Source organism: Sphingobacterium lactis (assembly GCF_011046555.1).
GTDB lineage: Bacteria > Bacteroidota > Bacteroidia > Sphingobacteriales > Sphingobacteriaceae > Sphingobacterium > Sphingobacterium lactis.
The window spans coordinates 2185903-2206314 of record NZ_CP049246.1 but is presented as its reverse complement, the minus strand read 5'-3'; the positions used below and the strand labels follow the sequence as shown (position 1 = coordinate 2206314).

Annotated in this window: 21 protein-coding genes; 8 read left to right on the top strand and 13 right to left on the bottom strand. The window is 43.8% G+C overall.

Annotated features, from left to right (window positions below; all coding sequences use genetic code 11):
- The first annotated feature begins 10 nt into the window (after positions 1 to 10).
- Together G6N79_RS09670 and G6N79_RS09665 are read left to right on the top strand one after the other, a co-directional pair.
- The gene (locus G6N79_RS09670; RefSeq protein WP_103907404.1) at positions 11 to 1921 is read left to right on the top strand and encodes an ABC-F family ATP-binding cassette domain-containing protein; all 1911 of its coding nucleotides are present in this window, start codon (positions 11 to 13) and stop codon (positions 1919 to 1921) included.
- Between the two features lie 80 nt (positions 1922 to 2001).
- Positions 2002 to 2697, top strand: coding sequence for a DUF4126 domain-containing protein (locus G6N79_RS09665; RefSeq protein WP_200818830.1), 696 nt, complete (start codon positions 2002 to 2004; stop codon positions 2695 to 2697).
- Here the strand turns inward: G6N79_RS09665 and G6N79_RS09660 are convergent.
- The 4 genes from G6N79_RS09660 to G6N79_RS09645 all read right to left on the bottom strand — a co-directional run bounded on the left by G6N79_RS09660 (position 2694) and on the right by G6N79_RS09645 (position 7146).
- Complete coding sequence (locus tag G6N79_RS09660; protein ID WP_103907299.1) at positions 2694 to 3668, bottom strand: 1-acyl-sn-glycerol-3-phosphate acyltransferase; 975 nt, start codon at positions 3666 to 3668, stop codon at positions 2694 to 2696. The genes G6N79_RS09665 and G6N79_RS09660 overlap by 4 nt on opposite strands.
- 65 nt (positions 3669 to 3733) lie before the next feature.
- Complete coding sequence (locus G6N79_RS09655; protein ID WP_103907300.1) at positions 3734 to 5518, bottom strand: ABC transporter ATP-binding protein; 1785 nt, start codon at positions 5516 to 5518, stop codon at positions 3734 to 3736.
- Between the two features lie 48 nt (positions 5519 to 5566).
- On the bottom strand, positions 5567 to 6526 hold the full coding sequence (locus G6N79_RS09650; RefSeq protein ID WP_103907301.1) for a polysaccharide deacetylase family protein: 960 nt from the start codon (positions 6524 to 6526) through the stop codon (positions 5567 to 5569).
- Positions 6527 to 6648: 122 nt separating this feature from the next.
- Positions 6649 to 7146, bottom strand: coding sequence for a hypothetical protein (locus tag G6N79_RS09645; protein ID WP_103907302.1), 498 nt, complete (start codon positions 7144 to 7146; stop codon positions 6649 to 6651).
- A 262-nt stretch (positions 7147 to 7408) separates the two neighbouring features.
- Between G6N79_RS09645 and ychF the strand changes: the two genes are divergently transcribed.
- Positions 7409 to 8509, top strand: coding sequence for a redox-regulated ATPase YchF (gene ychF, locus G6N79_RS09640; protein WP_103907303.1), 1101 nt, complete (start codon positions 7409 to 7411; stop codon positions 8507 to 8509).
- Positions 8510 to 8590: 81 nt separating this feature from the next.
- On the opposite strand, the gene G6N79_RS09635 is transcribed toward ychF, so the two are convergent.
- Entirely contained in the window at positions 8591 to 9358 is a 768-nt protein-coding gene (locus tag G6N79_RS09635) for a C40 family peptidase (protein ID WP_103907304.1), read from the bottom strand.
- Positions 9359 to 9436: 78 nt separating this feature from the next.
- Between G6N79_RS09635 and G6N79_RS09630 the strand changes: the two genes are divergently transcribed.
- Positions 9437 to 9904, top strand: coding sequence for a universal stress protein (locus G6N79_RS09630; protein WP_103907305.1), 468 nt, complete (start codon positions 9437 to 9439; stop codon positions 9902 to 9904).
- Here the strand turns inward: G6N79_RS09630 and G6N79_RS09625 are convergent.
- The 5 genes from G6N79_RS09625 to G6N79_RS09605 form a co-directional block, all read right to left on the bottom strand.
- A complete protein-coding gene (locus tag G6N79_RS09625; RefSeq protein WP_234993245.1) occupies positions 9901 to 11010 on the bottom strand; it encodes an RsmB/NOP family class I SAM-dependent RNA methyltransferase in 1110 nt (369 codons plus the stop codon). The genes G6N79_RS09630 and G6N79_RS09625 overlap by 4 nt on opposite strands.
- 75 nt (positions 11011 to 11085) lie before the next feature.
- A complete protein-coding gene (locus G6N79_RS09620) occupies positions 11086 to 12390 on the bottom strand; it encodes an ABC transporter substrate-binding protein (protein WP_146060656.1) in 1305 nt (434 codons plus the stop codon).
- Positions 12347 to 13897, bottom strand: coding sequence for a glutamine-hydrolyzing GMP synthase (gene guaA / locus G6N79_RS09615; protein WP_103907308.1), 1551 nt, complete (start codon positions 13895 to 13897; stop codon positions 12347 to 12349). Before guaA ends, G6N79_RS09620 begins: the two co-directional genes overlap by 44 nt.
- A 111-nt stretch (positions 13898 to 14008) precedes the next feature.
- The gene (locus tag G6N79_RS09610) at positions 14009 to 14698 is read right to left on the bottom strand and encodes a GIN domain-containing protein (RefSeq protein WP_103907309.1); all 690 of its coding nucleotides are present in this window, start codon (positions 14696 to 14698) and stop codon (positions 14009 to 14011) included.
- A 13-nt stretch (positions 14699 to 14711) separates the two neighbouring features.
- The gene (locus G6N79_RS09605) at positions 14712 to 15215 is read right to left on the bottom strand and encodes a hypothetical protein (RefSeq protein ID WP_234993246.1); all 504 of its coding nucleotides are present in this window, start codon (positions 15213 to 15215) and stop codon (positions 14712 to 14714) included.
- A 300-nt stretch (positions 15216 to 15515) separates the two neighbouring features.
- Here G6N79_RS09605 and G6N79_RS09600 point away from each other — a divergent pair, with 300 nt between their 5' ends.
- Positions 15516 to 16043: a DUF5362 family protein gene (locus G6N79_RS09600; protein WP_103907310.1), complete on the top strand. Its 528-nt coding sequence runs from the start codon at positions 15516 to 15518 to the stop codon at positions 16041 to 16043.
- A 1187-nt stretch (positions 16044 to 17230) separates the two neighbouring features.
- Here G6N79_RS09600 and G6N79_RS09595 read toward each other — a convergent pair.
- From G6N79_RS09595 to G6N79_RS09585, 3 genes are all read right to left on the bottom strand, one after another.
- On the bottom strand, positions 17231 to 18007 hold the full coding sequence (locus G6N79_RS09595; protein WP_103907311.1) for a hypothetical protein: 777 nt from the start codon (positions 18005 to 18007) through the stop codon (positions 17231 to 17233).
- 24 nt (positions 18008 to 18031) lie between these two features.
- Positions 18032 to 18421 carry a hypothetical protein gene (locus G6N79_RS09590; protein ID WP_103907312.1) on the bottom strand — a complete coding sequence of 130 codons (390 nt, stop codon included), beginning with the start codon at positions 18419 to 18421 and terminating at the stop codon, positions 18032 to 18034.
- A 75-nt stretch (positions 18422 to 18496) separates the two neighbouring features.
- Complete coding sequence (locus tag G6N79_RS09585; RefSeq protein WP_103907313.1) at positions 18497 to 18901, bottom strand: hypothetical protein; 405 nt, start codon at positions 18899 to 18901, stop codon at positions 18497 to 18499.
- A 73-nt stretch (positions 18902 to 18974) separates the two neighbouring features.
- Here G6N79_RS09585 and G6N79_RS09580 point away from each other — a divergent pair, with 73 nt between their 5' ends.
- The 3 genes from G6N79_RS09580 (at position 18975) to G6N79_RS09570 (ending at position 20325) form a co-directional block, all read left to right on the top strand.
- A complete protein-coding gene (locus tag G6N79_RS09580; protein WP_103907314.1) occupies positions 18975 to 19223 on the top strand; it encodes a hypothetical protein in 249 nt (82 codons plus the stop codon).
- A 79-nt stretch (positions 19224 to 19302) separates the two neighbouring features.
- Positions 19303 to 19884, top strand: coding sequence for a helix-turn-helix domain-containing protein (locus tag G6N79_RS09575; RefSeq protein WP_103907315.1), 582 nt, complete (start codon positions 19303 to 19305; stop codon positions 19882 to 19884).
- Positions 19885 to 19896: 12 nt separating this feature from the next.
- Positions 19897 to 20325, top strand: coding sequence for a hypothetical protein (locus G6N79_RS09570; RefSeq protein ID WP_103907316.1), 429 nt, complete (start codon positions 19897 to 19899; stop codon positions 20323 to 20325).
- The last annotated feature ends 87 nt before the right edge of the window (positions 20326 to 20412 follow it).

The window sequence follows — 20412 nt, the reverse complement described above, 5'->3', positions numbered from 1 at the left end:
TGCAACCGAAATGATATCTATAAATAACTTAACCTTTGAAATCGGGTCCAGAGCCCTGTATGATGAAGCCAACTGGCACATCAAGCCGGGTGATAAAGCCGGATTAATCGGTGCCAATGGTACCGGAAAATCGACATTGCTGAAACTCATCGTTGGCGAGTACTCCCCGACCAGCGGGACCATTTCCATGGCCAAGGACCTCAAACTAGGTTATTTAAACCAGGATCTCCTATCCTATCATTCCGAGAAAAGCATACTCCATGTGGCGATGGAAGCCTTTGAGCGCCAGAACCAGTTGCATGTCGAGATCGAGAATCTCCTCAAGAAGATGGAAACCGACTACTCCGAGGAAATCTTGAATAAGCTGAGCGATAAACAGATGGAATTCGAGGCATTGGATGGCTATAGCATCGAGTTCAAGGCGCATGAAATCCTAGCCGGACTGGGATTCTCCGAAGAAGAGCAGCAGCGCCCATTGGCGACCTTCTCCGGTGGTTGGCGTATGCGGGTCATGCTTGCACGCATCCTGCTACAGACTCCGGATATCTTGCTCCTGGATGAGCCAACCAACCACTTGGACTTACCTTCCATCAAATGGCTGGAAACATATCTGCAGGCCTTCGATGGCGCCATCGTGATTGTTTCCCACGACCGGTACTTCCTGGACCGCATCATCAACAAGACTGTGGAATCCCGTAAAGGAAAGTTGACCCTCTGTGCTGGAAACTACAGTTTCTACCTCGAAGAGAAAGCCCTACGCGAGGAATTGCAGGGCAATCAATACAAAAATCAACAAGCGAAGATTAAGCAGGAAGAACGCCTGATCGAGCGATTCCGTTCCAAGGCCAGTAAGGCCAAAATGGTGCAATCGCGTATTAAAGCACTGGATCGGATGGAAAAGATCGATGAAGTCGATGATGACAATCCGGAAGTGAACTTCAGCTTTAAATTCTCCAAGCCTTCGGGTCGGCACGTGGTGACCATGGAAAATATTTCCAAGTCTTACCCGAATGTGGAGATACTCAAGAATACACATGGGTTGATCGAGAAGGGCGATAAAATTGCACTGATCGGTGCCAACGGAAAAGGAAAGTCCACCCTCCTACGCATCGTAGCTGATGCGGATAAGGATTTTGAAGGCACCAGTACCAAGGGACACAATGTATCCCAAACCTTCTTTGCGCAGCACCAATTGGAGGCCCTTCACCTGGAGAACTCCATTCTTGCCGAGTTGGTCGCTTTCGCACCGAAACATACCGAAACGGAACTGCGCTCCATCTTGGGATCCTTCCTCTTTACAGGTGACGATGTATTCAAAAAGATCAAAGTGCTGTCCGGAGGTGAGAAATCAAGGGTGGCCCTCGCGAAAGCCTTAACCGCCGATGCGAACTTCCTGGTGCTCGATGAGCCTACCAACCACTTGGACATGGCTTCCGTGAACATCCTCATCCAGGCACTCCAACAATACGAAGGAACATTTATCGTCGTTTCCCACGACCGTTATTTCCTGGACAACATTGCCAACAAGATTTGGTTTATCGAGAACAAAGAAATCAAGGAATACCCGGGCACCTATCAAGAGTTTGAGGAGTGGAATTCCAAACGTACGGTAAAGCCGGAGACCAAAGAAGAAAAGAAACCGAAGGCAGAACCTAAAAAGGAAAAAGTACAGCCAACGGAAGATACCAAAAAGATCATCCAGAAAAAGAACCGGGAATTGGCTACTTTGGAAGAGCAGATCGAAAAACAGGATCAGCTGGTGAAGGGTCTCGAGGTTGAGCTGGCCAAAGAAGAAATCTATGCTGACGCGCAGAAACTCCAGGAACATACCCGGAATTACAATTCGGAGAAAGCGAAGTTCGAGCAGATGCAAGCCGATTGGGAAGCACTCGCGGAAGAAATCATGGAATTGGAAGGGTAATCTACCTTCTCAAACCACAAGAAAATACAAAGAAGCCTCATTTGAATGATAAGAATGGGGCTTTTTTAATGCCATCTCCGATGTATCACTATTTTTTTCTCGATAAACATACAGCTACATACCGTCATGAAATCGGCATAATTCTTGACCAACCAAGGCTATTACAGATCAATAGCACCATGACCGAAATATTACCGTATATACTTTCGCTATTTGTAGGCATTGGCTTAGCCGCAGCTACAGGCTTCCGCGTCTTTCTACCCATTTTCTTTCTGAGTTTCGGGACGTATATGGGTTGGATTCCATTGGACTCCAGTTACGCATGGATTGGTGGATTGCCGGCAGTGATCGCGACGGGCATAGCGACGGTGATCGAGATCCTCGCCTATTATATTCCTTTCGTAGATAATATCCTGGACAGCATTACCGTGCCGTTGGCAACTGTTGCGGGGTCAATTTTGTTTGCTTCCCAGTTTACGGAAATGAACGATTGGGCGCAATGGCCTTTGGCGATCATCGCTGGTGGTGGAACGGCAGCCACCATTAGTTCCGTCCTTGCCGGAACCCGTGCAGCCTCCTCAGGAACAACGGCAGGCCTGGGAAATCCCATCATATCCACCGTAGAAACCGTAGGATCCACGATCATGAGTGTGTTCGCGATATTCCTGCCGATACTAGCCGGCATATTGGTCATCATTATCCTTTTTCTCGCCATTAAATATGGCAAACGCATTTTCCAGAAATTTAAAGGTAGGCGCACGCAGGAGCAACTTTAGCCATTCAGCCTATTTGTTCGGTCTTCCATCTCATCCGACATCACGCGGATAGGTTCATATTGAACCCAGCAATACGATAGAAAGGGTAGCAGGACAAAAAAGAGCATCCCCCACCAGAAACCGAATATATTACCCAAAATAAGGCTGAGTATGAAGATCAGCAACGGATATCCGAACAACAGCACCCCAAACAAGAGGGAGTCAAAGAATATGGTGCCGTCGGTCTTTTCCCGAACCTTTTTCTTCACCAGCTGGTAGAGCCAATTGTGCGTATAATAGCCCAACTTGGCAGGCAAGCGCATCCATTCCTTTTCCTTTCGTAAATCAGGATTGGACTCCAGAGGTTCTTGGATCAACTCGTTTTCCATGGCCCTTTTCGCTTTGAACAGCACATCGGTACTCATCACCTGCCCATCCTGTAGAAAGTCCGTAGAATCGATCGGTTCCAATGCCTGTAAGGAAACTGCTTTCGGAATATGGTCGAAGGAGCTATACCGCAATAGATAAGGTTGGACCTGAATGGGAATATCCATCTTCACTGCACGCTGAATCAGCGCATTGGTCCCCTGCGGCATAAAGGTGTTTATACCCAAGTGATTTCGAGAAACGCCTTCCGGGAAGATCAGGATCTTGGTACCCTGTTTCAAATGGCTAACACATTCATCATAAACAAAGGCATTCTTGATCTCAGATTCCTCATCGTCGGATTTCTTGTAGATCGGCAACATAAAGAAGGTCCGCAGTGTCCAATTGGCCAGGGGCTTTTCAAAGATATCACCGCGGGTCAGAAAATGAATCTCCGATTCTTGATGGACGGCTATCACCAGGGCATCAAAAAATGAATTTGGATGATTGGCAATAATCAAGGCCGGAACATTGGCGTTGGCCTGTTGCAGGTTCTGCAAACGCCATTCGGACACATACCACCGCAAGCCGAACTTAACAACGAATTTTAGGACTGGGTAAAACATAATACTTCGCTTCTTAACATCTTTTTACCACATAACAAAAAACACGCCTAAATCCGCGCAAGGGGCTAATCTTCGCGCATGGACTCGGTAATTTTATGAATATTGAGACTATTAGCCATCGCACTGAAGATTTTATAGTAGGTACCGTGCATATCGAACAGTTCCTCATGGGTACCATCTTCCACAACCCTCCCCTTTTCCATGACGATGATATGTTCGGCATCAATGATCTGCGAAATGCTATGCGAGACAATGATGACTGTCCGGCCCACCTTGATCGCATCCAAACTGTTCTTGATCTGTTCGGTGGCAATGGCATCCAGGTTGGCAGTAGGCTCATCCAAGAAGATGATCGGTGGATTCTTCAGGAACATACGCGCAATCGCAATACGTTGCTGTTGCCCACCCGACAACAGGTGTGCCTCCGAATCATAGCCATTTGGCAACTCCAGTACCTGGTCGTGAATAGAAGCCTTCTTGGCGGCATCGATCACATCGTCCATATTGGCACCAGGGCGACCGTACAGAATATTGTCGGCAATTGAGCCCTTGAAAATATGGTTTCGCTGCAATACCAGTCCGACATTCTCCCTCAGGAATTCGGTATCATACTCACGAAGGTCAACACCATCCAACAGGATCTGTCCGGAAGTAGGTTCATAGAATTTATCCAGCAGGTTGATAATGGTACTTTTTCCTGCACCGGAAAGACCGACCAGCGCCGTATTCTGGTTCGGGCAAATCCGCATATTGACATCCGTTAAGGCCTGGTGGCCATTCGGATAAGAAAAATCAACATTACGGATTTCAATATGTCCTTTGATCCGATCGGGCCTATACGAACCGGATGGTTCCTTTTGCCCTTCATCTTCCAAAATGCCAAAGAAGCTCTCGGAATAGATCAAGGCATCGTTGACCTCATCATAAATGCGGTGCAATTGACGGATTGGTGCCGATACGTTGTTGAACAACATGATATGGAACATAATGGCACCAATGGTCATCTGCTCGTTCAGTACAAAATAGGCGGTGAGGATAATAACGATGACTATGCCGATCTGCTCGATAAAACCTTTAATGCTCTCGAAAATAAAGGAAGTCTTGCGCGTTGCCATCTGGTTTTCGGTCATCTCATATTGGATTTCCTTATGGCGTTCTGCCTCTGTTTCCTCTCTTACGAAGGACTTGATGACCGTAATGGAATCGATGAGGTTGATCAGTTGGTTATTCTTGTTCTCCCGGTAATTCCGCATGTTCCTCCGGAAACCGGATAGCCGCTTGGCCTGCAGTTGGGAGACATAGAAATAAATGGGGATGATAAAAAGCCCGACCAGACCGACATAGAAATTCGCTAGGAACATACAGACCAGGGCGACAATGGCATTGGCAAACAACGGCAGGATATCGATAAAGAAATTCTGCACCAAACGCGTCAGGGAGCTGATGCCGGCGTCGATACGAGTTTGCAATTTACCGGATTCATTGACCCCGGAGGTATAGAAGGCCATGCGGTAGGTCAAAATGCGATCGACAATCGCTTGGGAGAAATCCCGCGCAATCATGATCCGCAATTTCTCACCGTAATATTTCTGCCCAAACTGCACGATGGAGTAGAGAATTTCCTTCCCTAAGAGGATCGCGGAAATAACGCCCAGCAGGTAAAGGCCCTGCCGAAGTGGGGTTTTATTCACCAACAACTCGCTGATGGTATCGACGGTATATTTCAGGATAAACGCATTGACTTGGGCCGCAAACGAACCCACAACGGTCAGCACAAGGGTATAGAATATTAAATTCTTATACGGTTTGGTAAAAGGAAGAACTTTCTTGAATAACTGGGTAATGGTCATACGTGTTAAACGCTATTTTCGAAAAAAAGTTTAAACGCAGACCATCTCCTAATATTTTACAGGATAGTCTGCGATAAAATCGAATTTATAGTCTTTATGCTGCTTTAAGCTATCAATCAGGCTGCTCAATAACTGCTGCCCCTTTTTGTTCTGGAACATATCATCGTGCATCAACAAGACGATGTTGTTGGGTTTCAAGGTGGATTTGTTGCCGAGCATATTGCGGATCCGGCGATACATTTCATCCACGGACTGCACCGGTTTTCCGGAAAGGCCATTGATCTTCCACTCCACATCCCAACCATAGATCCGGTAACCGTTCACCCCGAGCATATCCGCAGTCTGTTGCCCAGATGTCAAGTCGATACGGCGCACATCATCGAACAACCAAATGTTACGACCTGGCATACGGATGATCTTGTGCTTCAGGCCAAGGTCTTTTTCTGCCTTTTCAAAATCGGCAGTTGCCATATCCGGATTGCTGTAAAAAGCATGGAACCGGTTTCCGGCGTGGGTATAGCTGTGGTTATAGCAATCCACCAACGGATTGTTCATGTAACGGTCGAAGTCACGCTTCAAACGTTTGCTCATATTGACATGCTTGCCAACCAAAAAAGCACTGATCTTGATATTTTTTGCCGTGGTAATGGAATCGATAGCCGAACTACCAATCAATGGTCCATCGTCAAAGGTTAGATAGATGTGTTTATCTTTTTTGTTCAACTCGCGGTAGATGGAATCGCGCATGTTGCGCTTGGCTACCTTTGGATCAACTTTATTGATGGAATCCATGGCTGGAAACTGGATTTTCCCCTTGTTCAGGGAGTCCAGCAAATCCATTAACCGTACGGTATCCTTCTTCACAAGCGCTTCCTCATTATCGATAGGATTTCCCAATGAATCCACAGTCGATTGTGCCGCAGTATTCCCAACGATAGAATTGCATGAACTAACTGATAATAAGGCAGTAACGGCAGCAATCCCAACGGCAAAAGTTTTCTTCCACATAACCCAATATGATCTACAAAATATTTTTCACAAAAGTAAGAATTTTAATCGACAAAACTAAAAACGGGAACCTTTACAAGGCCCCCGTTTTTCACTAACTATACTGTACTGCTTTATGTCTTTTAATGTCTTCCGCGGTGTTCCCGATGGTGACGTTTTTCTGCTTTTTTATATCTTTTGTAATGTTCTTTTTCGCGTTTGCGGTTGTATTTGTAGTCACCTCTATCGTGGCGGTAATGACGTCCTCCGTCACGGATAGCTACCTGGCGAGAACTTCTAGAATAATTCCGATAGCGATCGTAGTAGTGGCTATGGTTGCGCCAAGGACTCGATTCGTTGATCACCACCTTATGGGTCCGGTACAGGTCATAATGTCTGTAACGGCTTGGTAAACTGCGGTGCGAGCGCCATCTGCGGCCATCGTAATAATGGTAATACCTGTTGGACACATCGTAATACACATTCATTTCCGGCATATAATAATAGCGGGCGTAATCATATCCGACAGGTCCCCACTGTGGTTGGATCCCGATATTTAAACTCACACTCACTTGTGCTTCCGCGGGTTTCGCTAAGGCTATTCCCCCTAATAGTAACGTAATGTAAAATAACTTTTTCATATAACCTCCTTATCATTCGGGACCTTTTCGGCCCGCGTTGTTTATTGTTCTGACATCCATTTCCAAAGAAAGGATTAACCGAAATTTGTTAAAAATTGTAAATCTTACGCTACACCACTAATTATCAATAGTTTATTTTTCATTTTAATGTCATGAAATCTTCGTAAACCGTCCTCTTTCACGGTTTATAAATTATCCATCGCAGGGCTGTTTTATATACCTTCATTTTCTTATCTTTGTCGCAATTTTAACAAATAGCAATATGGCATTACAATGTGGTATCGTAGGCCTACCGAACGTAGGTAAATCAACCTTATTTAACTGTTTATCAAACGCTAAAGCGCAAGCAGCAAACTTCCCATTCTGTACAATCGAACCGAATGTGGGGGTTATTACCGTGCCGGATCACCGCTTGAATAAGCTGGCCGAATTGGTCAATCCACAGCGGATCGTTCCGAATACCATCGAGATCGTTGATATCGCGGGCTTGGTAAAAGGTGCTTCCAAAGGCGAAGGTCTTGGTAACCAGTTCTTGGGGAATATCAGAACCACCAATGCGATTATCCATGTATTGCGTTGTTTTGACGATGGAAACGTGATCCACGTTGATGGTTCGGTCGATCCGATCCGTGATAAAGAGATCATCGATACGGAATTGCAGCTTAAGGATTTGGATACGGTTGTAAAACGCATCCAGAAGGTGGAAAAAATGGCAAAGACCGGCGGTGATAAGGATGCGAAGAAAACCTACGAAATTCTTTCTGTTGTGAAGGAACATCTGGAAGCCGGTAAATCCGCGCGTACTGCTCCGATTTCCGTTGAGGATTTTGAATTCATCGATGACCTTACCCTCCTGACGGTGAAACCTGTGCTTTACGTTTGTAATGTGGATGAAGGCTCCGTGAATACGGGTAATGCCTACGTTGATCGCGTAAAAGAAGCCGTAAAGGACGAGAATGCTGAGGTATTGGTTATATCCGCGCAGATCGAATCGGAGATTGCTCAATTGGAGGATTACGAAGAGCGCAAGATGTTCTTGGAAGATTTGGGTCTTGAAGAATCCGGCGTTCATAAATTGATCCGCGCAGCATACTCTCTACTTGATTTGGCGACTTACTTTACCGCAGGTGTACAGGAAGTTCGCGCTTGGACAATAGAAAAAGGATATACAGCACCTCAGGCTGCAGGTGTCATCCACACCGACTTCGAAAAAGGATTTATTCGTGCCGAGGTGATCAAATACAACGACTTCGTACAGTACGGTTCCGAAGCTGCCGTGAAAGAAGCCGGAAAATTATCCGTAGAAGGAAAGACCTATATCGTGGAGGATGGTGATATTATGCACTTCCGTTTCAATGTTTAAGTAATAGAGACAATATTCACATAAAGAAAGGGTTATCAAATTGATAACCCTTTCTTTTTTATATAGATTAATATTATTCTTCTAATCAAAGATTCGTTTAACGATGCGCAGCTTATGTGTCACCTGATTGAGGTCCTTATTGAAAAGGCCTTCATTATCCAAGTGATCGATGCGCACCTTTTCCCGGACATGCAGCACTTCATCCTCGCTCACTACTAATCCGACATGGTCCACGATCCCCTCTTCGTTCTCGAAGAAGGCCAGGTCACCATCCTGAATTTCCGAAATAAAGTCAATGGCCTTCCCCAAAGTCAGCATGGACTCCAAATCTTTCGGCAATTCAAAGCCAAAATGGCGGTAGAACAAGCCGCAGAGGCCAATGCTGTCCAACCCGTGTTCGGTCCGACCTTTATGGGCAACCGTTTTATTCAGATAAGTTGCTGTAAAATTCTCCAATGTTTCCCGATCACGTTCAACCTCAAAACCAAAATTTACTTTTAAGGGGTCGTTCAGGAAATTGTAGGTGTTGACCTTTGTCGTCAGCACACCATTCTCGGGCATCGGACTTCCATGGAATAAGGCGATCGTCGCCTGTTCATCGCCCAATGCAAAGCCACCGACGTCATCCACGATGAAGTCATAAGTTGGCACTGCATCCACCTCTTCAAACTGACCTTCCATCACCCAGCCCTGAATATCCGTTTCCAGCACACGTATATACACCCATTCCTTGGCGCGTTCCAACACGAGAAGGCCTTCCCCAAAGAGTAATTCATAGACCCGGACTGCTGCTATTTTCGGCTCCTGATAGACCGAAATCGAGCTAAGTGTACATACTGCTAACGCCATTTTTATCGAGTTTTATAAAACATTCCGGCTAATTTAAACGTTTTTTCTATATTAGATAGACATTATAATCTAAATATCATGGCATCAAGAAGATTCTCTAGAATATTATTAGCGGTTGATGAAACCCCCTGTTCGGAACGGGCCATCAATTATGCAAAAGAAATAGTGGCCGACCTGCAACCTGCCTTGGCGCTGGTAACCGTCGTACCACCCACCTCACCGACTTCCTACGGCGTTGACCCTTTATTGGGGCAGCAGCCGATTATCGTACCGGAGGTCACGGAAATACAGCAACAGGCGTCACAGGATTTCCTGAACCGACTGGCACATGAATTTACCGGAGCAACGGAAACTTTTACGTTCAACCGCGTCGGTGACATCCGCGACGAAATCCTACAGGTAGCCAAAGAGTGGACCGCAGAATTGATCATTGTGGGGACAAATGGACGTACGGGCTTCGATCATTTCCTTTCCGGCAGTGTTTCCGAGTCGTTGATCCGCAAGGCAAACTGCCCAGTTTTGGTGATTCCGTTGAATTGCGACTAAGCTTTCCGGAATACCGCCGCAAACATCGAGTCGGCCTTGTTGCCATAACCCAGGATATTTTCCTTGGCCTGTAGCGTGAGGCCCAACTCCTTCTCAATAAATGCCACCACTTCTTCATTCTCGGCAGCAAATACAGAACAGGTGATATACAGCAATTGCCCATTATCTTTCAGGTAAGGCACCGCATTGCGGACAATATTCTTTTGCAGATCAGCAAAGCGATCGATCTCCGCTGTCGTAAACTTGCTGAGCATATCGGGGCTTCTCCCCCACGTTCCTGACCCTGAACAAGGCGCATCCAGCAGAATGGCATCAAAAGATTCCTTTTCCATGATGTGCTGAACAGAATCGCTTAGGTCTACTATTTTCTTTCGGTAACAGGTACGAACACCGGCAGCAGCAAAGCGTTCATCCAGGTTGCGCAGGATACTCATGCGTATATCCGATACCATCAGTTTGATATCAGGTTCCTGATCCAGCAGCAACAGTGATTTACCACCCGATGCGGCACAGCAATCCCACCAGGATTGTTTTGCACGGATCGTAGCCAAATTCAAACTTTGTTGTGAGGAAAGGTCCTGTACTTCATACAGGCCATCGATACCACGGACCTGCTGAAGCTTGCTTCCATTTGGAAGGGCTAAGGTCTGCGGGCCCAAAACTGTAAAGGCAACATCTGCTTTCGTCAGCGCATCCATAACCTGCTTTTCCTTCCCACGGCGGAGGCGGATAAACAAATCGGGCTGTACGAAATGCGAAATCAGAAACGCACGCGTATCTATGGCCTCAGACAGCTGGGCTGTCCACGGGAATACCCGTTGCAAAAAGTCAGGATCCAGCTCTTCCACGATGGCGACCTTCTCCTCGACAGGATGCTCCAGCATAGTTGTCCATTCCGGGCGGAAAGCCTCCACCACGGCACTTTCCGTCTCGCACAGGAATTCCGCTATCGCCAGGCGTTCCGTTGCCGAGAGATCGCTGAAAGCACCTCCCAAACGGAAATAGTTGTAGCAGTAGCGGGTATTCATCCGGCGATCGGAAGAACCCATCTGTTTGTTGTTCTTATAAAACTGCGTAAGGAACCTCGCAAAAGGTTCCTTAAACAAATATTCTTGAATTGTTCTCTCGAAATTTCGAACCTGAAATAAGGCTCTCTTGGTATTTTTTTCCAAAACGGTTGCTTATTGGAATGAACCGTTACGGTACGTCTTCAAAGCTACCGCCTGGTTCACATAACCCCATTGTGGGTTGTAATTAAATTGGTAATCGCTGAACAAACCGGAGTAACGCTCTTCCGTTACTTTCTCCGCATAGTTCTCGCCATATTTATTCAATAGGCTCACGAAATATTTACCGGCATCATATCCCTTGTAGGAGAAATCTGTCGGATCGACCTTATAGGCATTCTTATAGGTTCTCTGGAAGTTCTGCACGTCCGAGCTCCAAGCTTTCAGGTGGCTTTCGGAAGTGATGGTCGGATCCATACGGTAGAAATTATCGTAGCTGCCAAAGTTCACTTTGCTCCAGTTCGGATGGCCAAATAAACGGACTGCATACCCCTCACCTACCTTTTCATCCAATCCGGCAACCAATGCACGCAATTGGGTCTTTTCGGTCGTACCGCATACCACCAACGCCGTGTTCAAATCCGGCAAGGCCTGGCCCAGGGACCAGATAGTCGCCGCATGGACGATCTTGGCATTTGGATTTAATTTCTTCACTTCCTCATCAAAGCCTCCGATAAATTGACGGTGGTCATTATCCTTGGCATCGAATACCACGATCACATCCCCTTCGCGGTAATTGTCCACAACTTCCTTGGCGATGGCACGCATGTGAATGCGGATCGGTGGCGTAATGGAAACGAGGTTTCCGATATTGAATTCCGTCGGCATGGTTGCAGCCAATGGATTCACCTGTAAAACTTTCTTGTTCTTATTTCCTTTGGAAAAGGATCTGATTTCCTTGGGATAGATTGGGCCGACGATCAGGCTGGCCGTTTCCACATCCTTGGACGCTGCCAAGGAAAGGTTCTTCATTTCGCTGTCTTCGGAATCCAACACCTTTACCGTGTAGGCACCGGCTTTCTTGGTCGCTTCATTTACGCCGATCTGGAACCCTTGGTAGAAATCCAATGCCAGCGCGGAGCGCTTCACATCGGCTTCCACGACATTGTTCCCTGAAACCAAGTTCAGCTGAAAAGGTAAAAGCAACGCGATATTCGTTGATTGATCCGCTGCTTTTACATTTTCGTTATTCTTTCCGGTTTCCTTTTTCCCTTCCTCCGGTGTTGTCTTCCCAGTTTCCGGGCGGATCTTGCCGCCGTAAACATCCGGGTTCCGAAGCACACCACCTGTTGTTTTAGGTGAACATGAGCTTACCGCAAGGATGGCCCCTAAACAAAGGGCTGAAAAAGTTCCCCTGATAATGTTATTTCTTACTTTATTCCCACTCAATGGTTGCTGGTGGTTTTGAACTGATATCATACACGACTCTGTTGATTCCTTTAACATGATTGATTATCTCATTTGAAATTTTCGCTAATAAATCATACGGCAAGTGAATCCAATCGGCGGTCATTCCATCCAGGGAGCCTACTGCACGCAGGGCAACAACATGTTCATAGGTGCGTTCATCGCCCATGACCCCAACAGATTGTACCGGCAAAAAGATCGTTCCTGCTTGCCATACTTTATCATACCAACCCGATTCTTTTAGGTTACGGATATAGATGTCATCTGCTTCCTGCAAAATCCGTACCTTTTCCTCCGTAATATCACCAAGAACACGAATTGCTAAGCCGGGACCTGGGAAAGGATGTCTTCCCAAGATCGCTGGATCAACCTCCAGGGACTTTCCAACGCGTCTTACCTCATCCTTAAATAAAGTTTTCAACGGCTCGATCACCTTCAATTTCATGTAATCAGGCAGACCACCCACATTGTGGTGTGACTTGATGGTTGCCGAAGGTCCTTTGACGGAAATGGATTCGATGATGTCGGGATAGATGGTACCCTGACCCAACCATTTCGCTTCTACACCCTCAGGCAATTCATTCTGTATACTTTTGGCAGCTTCATCAAACACGTCGATAAAGGATGCACCGATAATTTTTCTCTTTTGTTCCGGCTCGGAAACTCCTGCTAAGCGCGAATAGAACAATTCTTTCGCGTTCACGCCTTTGATGTTCAAGCCCATATCCTTGTAGGATGCCAATACCTGTTCGTATTCATCCTTCCGCAATAGACCGTGGTCTACGAAGAAACAGTGCAATTTGTCGCCAATGGCGTGGTGCAACAATACGGCAGCCACAGTGGAATCCACACCGCCGGAAAGCGCCATGATCACATGATCATCGCCCAACTGCTCCTTTAATTCCTGAACGGTAGTTTCGACAAATGCATCTGCGGTCCAATCCTGTGAACAGCCACAGATATCGATCACGAAGTTCTTCAACAATACCTGTCCATCGGTACTGTGTGTAACTTCCGGGTGAAATTGGATACCGTAAGTACGGGTTCCTTCGACCTGGTAAGCCGCCACACGTACTTTATCCGTGCTGGCAACGATCTTGAAGTTTGCTGGAACTTCCTTAATCGTATCGCCATGCGACATCCATACTTGCGATTGCGTCGGAATGCCTTTTAATAAATCATTCTCCTGATCCACGAACTGAAGGTTCGCACGACCGTATTCACGGATTTCCGACGGCAAAACTTCACCACCGGAATGCTGCGCGATATATTGCGCACCATAACAAACACCTAACAACGGAAATTTAGCCTGAATGGACTGGAAGTCAATCTGCGGCGCATCTTCCTGACGTACAGAGTATGGACTACCGGAAAAGATAACTCCTTTTACCGATTCGTCAAATTCTGGAAGATTGTTGAACGGGTGAATCTCACAGTAGACATTAAGTTCCCTAACGCGACGCGCGATGAGCTGGGTATATTGCGATCCGAAATCGAGAATGATAATTTTTTCTGACATGCCGCAAAGTTACAAATCAAGATTGATTTTATTTCAGGATTTTAAACTAATTGTAGCAAAAAGGAAAACGCCAATCCTCTCGGATTGGCGCCTCCCCTAATTTCGTATTTCTTATTTATGGAAAGATATCTTTCCGCCGGCGATTTTCCGGTGCTTTGTCTGTGCCGGATTGCCATATACATCGATTGTCCCGCCTGCCCGTGTTTCCACATCCGCAGACTCCGTAGCATAAACTTCCGTTTTGCCACCAGCATTCACGCGCACATAAGCAATCTCCGTCTTCAGGTCCTTCCCGTAGAAAGAGCCGCCCGCCGTTGTGCTTACATTGAGCTTGGTTGCCGAACCCAGCATATCAATGACCGAACCGGTATTCGCAATCGCATCCACACCCACGGCATGCACGTTCAAACGGACACGCGAACCTTCATTCGCTACCACCGAAAAGGCGTTCACTTCCATCGGGTCGGATTCAATGTTCACTTCAGATCCTTTCTTTGCCACAATTTTCGAAATGGAAGGTGCATGCAAAATCACAGATGCCTGTGTGCCCTGCATAATATAGCCCCCTTTCATCTTTAACTTCAGCGTATTCCCGGAATACACCGCTTCGACCTTGTCGGCCAGGTCTCCCTTGATTTCCATCTCCTGTTGGCCATCGGCCGCCGGAACAATACTCACCAATAAACGATCGGTGACTTCCAAAACATCAAAATTGGATACGGTCTGTTTGATCTGGGCTTTCAACTCCCCAAAAAACAGGGTTACGGCTAAAACTAAAATGTACTTGCTGTTTATTTTCATATATACTGTGTATTTATCGTCCTAATAACGCTAATTCTGACGAAGTATACATATTTGCACCCTTTAAATAATTATAAATTTTATCCTTCACGAACTTATCATTCAGTTTATACAGGTTGTTCATCACATAATCCTTATCCTTTTCGATGTCGTTATGGTAGCCTAAATACTTGGGAATGTGGTACTGTATACTCAATCGGATAAACCGCAGCTCCACATTATTGGGATTGCCTTTCAACTCTTTCTCCAATTTTGCTTTTCCCTCCTTAAAAATATTCATCTTTTTAAAGGGGTTACCCGTATGCTTTGCCATGAACATGTGATAAGCGGCGGCATACCCACGTTCGACGGGACTATCCGCATGTTTGTTCAGTGCCTGTAAGTGCTTCTGGCAAAGACTTTCATCCTTCACGCCTTTATTGAAATCATTCCGAATGGCAGTCATATCTAAACTCTGTGCATGCAGTTTCGTGGATACAAGCGCAATAAAAGCCACTAATAATGTACGTATCATCATAAAAAAAGGTTTATCTCTCCCTTAAAATACAAAAAACCTGCCAAGTCAACTAAATCTATTTCCTTTGATTTTATTTTTTCGGAAAAGAGGGCCTTAATTCATTGCCTTTTGTAATATTTTTAACTTGCCTCAACCTTTTCCCAAATAATATGACTTAGTCCAAGCTCCTTATAGGAAGCATTCGACACATTTTTACCGATAAACAGTATCCAACAGCATTTAGTCAAAAAATTATCGAATAGATATCAAAATTTTCTATATTTTTAGTTTACAGAATACTTAACCAATTAATTTATAAAAATGGAAAATACAGAAAACACACCTGGCCAAGACAATCCTTCCTATCAACCACCGTTGAATACGGGCGACCAATACCATTACGAAGACCGTGATTTAAAGATCACCGGGCAGACAGCAATATACCTTCGTGAAGCTGCAAAATGGACTAAATTTCTATCCATCTTGGGTTTGATCGGGATCGGATTTTATGTGTTGGCTATGATCTTCATGATGCTCACGACAGCTTCGGGCAGTCTTGGTCCATTACCAAATCAGTTTGGAGCTTTCTCCATCCCCTACTTCATCATCTTGATTTTAATTATGGTGATTTACGCACTCCCAATCTGGTGGCTCTATAAATTCAGCACCAATCTTAAAATTGCTTTGGAAATCAAGGACCAAGCAACTTTGGATAGCGCATTCAACTTCCTTAAAAAACATTACAAGTTTATCGGAATCATGACGGTTATTATGATTGTTTTCTATATTCTGATGGTAATCGTGTTTATCGGTGGTGCGGTATTTATGGGATTAAACAGCCAAGTTTAGGAGCTGGTTAGCTAAAGAAAGATATATGAATTGGCCGGGGTAATGCCCCGGCTGATTTTTTTTTGGAGTGCCCCCTTTTCCCAAGAAAAAATATAGGTATTAGCACAATACCCCAGATCCAAAGCCTTCCCAAAAATTTCACCCTTTAAAACAATGGTTAGTTGCCAGTTATTATAAATAAATTCCTATATTTAAACAAGCTGATTACCAAAGTCTTACACTCTGGCAATCTGATCTCCAGATTCGTCAATTTTCAATAGTATTTCTCTTTTTTTAAGAATTTCATACGTCCAACACGCTCTCGCCTTGTGATATTTGCATCACATCAATAATTCTGTTGACAAAACATTTGCTCAGGTAGTTTGTAAAATCGCGTTTCAAGGCTATATGGACCTTGTCCGACATGCATCCGAGATGCGTGCGTGGTGTTTACGAGGTGAGAGCGTGTCTATGACACGCTCTCACCTCGCTCTCAGTACGCTCTCACCACGCTCTCATGTCGGACAAGGTCCAGACAGTGGATATGGAAGGAAATAGATAGAATTACACATAAAACATTTATAATCAATATTTTATATTTTAAACAAATAGAAAAGTAATGGTGAATATAAATGCTTATTATAGCTATTTGATGGCAGAGATTAAAGCAAACAACAAGAATTGGTGGATAGGCAAAAATTTATAGTTACACCCCTCTGGGGTTTTAAAAATTTTTCAATCATGTTTCTAAAATAGTGACACCCCTCTGGGGTTGATTTTCAGGTGCATTTGGAAAGGTTTTTAGGCACAATTCCATCATCGCTCGGACCACAACAAAAGACTTGCACCAACGTGTTATTAGGGACTTTGGTATAGGTTTATAAAATCCATCAAGGGTTCCAGGGGTGCTTTAACCGTCCAAAACTTGCTCTCCTGCCTAGCCACCCTGCCTTGCCGCCATAGGTCTACCTACTAAATACTAATTACTATATACTAAAAAAGCTCATCGTAAGATGAGCTTTTTTCCGTACCCAGGGCCGATATAATTACTATCATGAAAATCAATGGTTTACACAAAATGTTAACAACGATGTTTGCAGATTTTACTCGCAACTTTATTCATTATATTGACATAAATATTTGCCGAATTTAATCCTGCTTCTATTGGGCTAATAACATATTCTTTAAATTTTTCTATAGACTATCTTTTAAGGATTTTCTTTTAAATATTCATACCCATTTAAAACATCGAGAATACCTTGCCTTTCTTGTGGTGTTAAATTTCTGTCTTTAGTGTACTTTCCAGATAATCTCATTTTGGCATTTTTCGATTCAGCAAATTTCCTAAACCAGGATACTTGAGAATCATCAATTTTAACATCGATCCACTCCCATACCGCTCCATTTCCATTATCTGAATCCTTTTCTTGATATTCATCAAAGAAAATTTGTTTAGTATCTCCATCATGGGACAAATATGCATTTTCAAAAAAAATCCAGTCATCGCCCGTATATGACAATTGAAGCCTTAAAAAAGGCATGCTATCTTTCTCCTTACCGATATAAATTGAAGCCCTATTCGTATTTGAATAATGTTTAAAATATTTTTGCTTATACCAAGAAATACCTCTTACATCATCAAAATCAAGTTTTAATTTTTTTACACTTGCTTTTTTTAATTCCTTTTCTTCGGAAATTTTCTTTTGAGCTGCGTCATTTAATTCCTTCATTGAATTTAAACGAGCTGATCCCGGGAATTTATTTGAAAAGGAATTAAAGGTTTCTATGACCTTATTATAATCTTTAGATTCAAAGGTATTTATTATTAAGCCAGTTAATTTTTCTTCACCATATTTACAGTTTTCAAGCTCATTTTCTAATTCTAAAATTCTCTTGCTAAGTTGCTCTTCTTTCTTTTCATCATGGCACCCGACAAAAAGAACAATGGATGCAATAGCACCGATTAAAATTTTCAAAAATTTCATATTTTATATATTGGTATCCTGATTTTAACTAATAGCGCTTGCCTTCAACTTATCCTGGCCAGTTAACATTCTTTTCATAACATAGTGATATACATTTTGGCCACTTACAGTTATTACATACGCATTAACAAACTCCCAGCCCTCAGATGCCATGTAATTAAGGGCGTCAGTTACACTATTAAATACTATCTTTTTCCCGTTTTCATCTCGAAGGCCTCTTTTATCCTTCCAAAATGACCATTCTTGACCAAAATCAATATCAATAGTGACTTTGGTGCTTAAGAATTTCGCAGTTGCGAGAATCATGCAATATTCTTCTTTAGCCTTTTCCTTGCTTAATTCAGTAATTTTTTCTTGACTCAATGATGAAAAACTAATTCCAAGCATTGAAATAAATAGGATGAACTTTTTCATTTGATTTGGTTTTTATGTTTTTTTTAAATATTTACTCAATTATCCCAATTCCTCCAAACCACTTTAAGTATCGGCTTAGCTAACACTCTTATCTGCTGAAGAATCTCCGTTCAACTTTGATTTAAGAAGCTGATTATAATCTTCCAATAATTTAATGTACTTATCCCTTAATTCCTCGCAGTTGGAAGGAAAATCTTTTCCGAGAGCTACAACATTTGAATCTTGTTTGCAACTTTTTAACATATCTCCCCTACCTGTCAAGAGCCAATTAGCATCAATTTCTTCAAACTTGTTTACTATGTCAATCAAAATTTCGAATGAAGGATTGTTTTCAGGTTTTTTTAATCTGTTAATCTTTTGAGGAGCATCATATCCTAAACACTTTGTTGCAAAAATGTTTACATTTTTAATACCCTTATAATCAATTATTTGAATAATTCTTTCAAAGAAAGAAGAATTTTCACTCAAAGATGTTTGCATAATTTAAAACTTGTTTACATATTTGCAGTAACAAAATGCAGTAACGAACAATAATAACAAAAAACTAGAACAAATGAATACAACACATCTTTCAAGCACTATTGAAGTTAGCGGAAACGAACTTCAATTTATCCGCAAAAATGCTCCTACCGCCTTCGCGAGGATCGTCTCCGAAGCACTCTCCCAGGATGGGTACCCCGTATCCCGAGTGACTGTGCATAAAGAACTACACACCATCAAGGATAAGTACAATCACCGGATCATTGCTAAGTCCAGAGAATTGCTCAAAGCAATTTCCAAGGTTGAATACAATGGCAAATAACGAACACTTCATTATTCACTCTCAAATTAAGAGGATTTAAACTACAGTTAAAATCCCATCTAACTACCAAATAACGAATATGATCGATCTGAATAAAGTCAAACAAGCCCTCCCTCCCGGATTGGAAGATGACAATGTGGAATTCTATGTATTCAACAACAACATCAAATGCCTTCATCAGGGTAAGACTTATTTATGGGGAGATTTTCCCGTCTGGATAATGGAAAGGATTGAACAGGATATGTTGGAGAATCCGGAAGCGCTCCGGGCATTGGTCGCTTGGGATTTCATCCAGAGGGAAGAAGCCATGCGACAATACATCATCTGTCGATTTGGCGGATTTGATGGCCACGCGGATATGGAGGCGGATGGGAAGATAAAGCATGTCGAATATTTTGAATGTGGCCGCCGTGGCCAATGTGCATCAGAAGGAAAATTATGCTCTGCCATTAAGGTCGGAGATGACCACCTAACCAAGCAGGAAATTATTGTCCTTAAAAAAGTGGCAGCGGGTAAGCCAAATAAGATCATCGCCGACGAACTATCCATTTCGGAAGAAACGGTGTCCTCCCACAATCAAAATATTCAACGGAAACTTGGGGTAAGTTCTAAAATAGAAATGGCCACCTGGGCCGTGAAACGAAATATCATTGAATCCTAAAAAACCAATCTCATGATTACAGCACTATTAATTCCGCAACAACGAAAAATCGTTATTTCCTATCCGAATTTTACGAAGATAAAACCGGTGGAGATTACCGTCCGCAGTTCAGCTGAGGCACACACCATTATTCGGATCCGGACCATTAAGTTCATCACCAATGAGATCCGTAATTTCATAAGCATGCGCTGTTATGCCTATACGGCCGGCAATCGCTTCACAGCGGAACGCCAGAAGGCGCTGTGCAAACTAAGGCATATCATAGATACCTATTCCGAGAGTCGCTTGGAGATCTTGGCGAGCCAGCTGGCCAATGCACGGGTAAGTTTCGCTGAATTAATGCCCATCAAACCCTCGCCGGCTAAAACCCATTTCGATAACCACATTGTCCCCATTCTCAGTTTCTGTACAGCGATCCATGAGAACAACCTGAAGAATTAAACCGAGTCAAGGTCATGGGCAAGTCAGTACGTTCTTTATTGCTCAATCATTCCGTCCTGCTGACTGGACGGATTTATAACCTTTCAT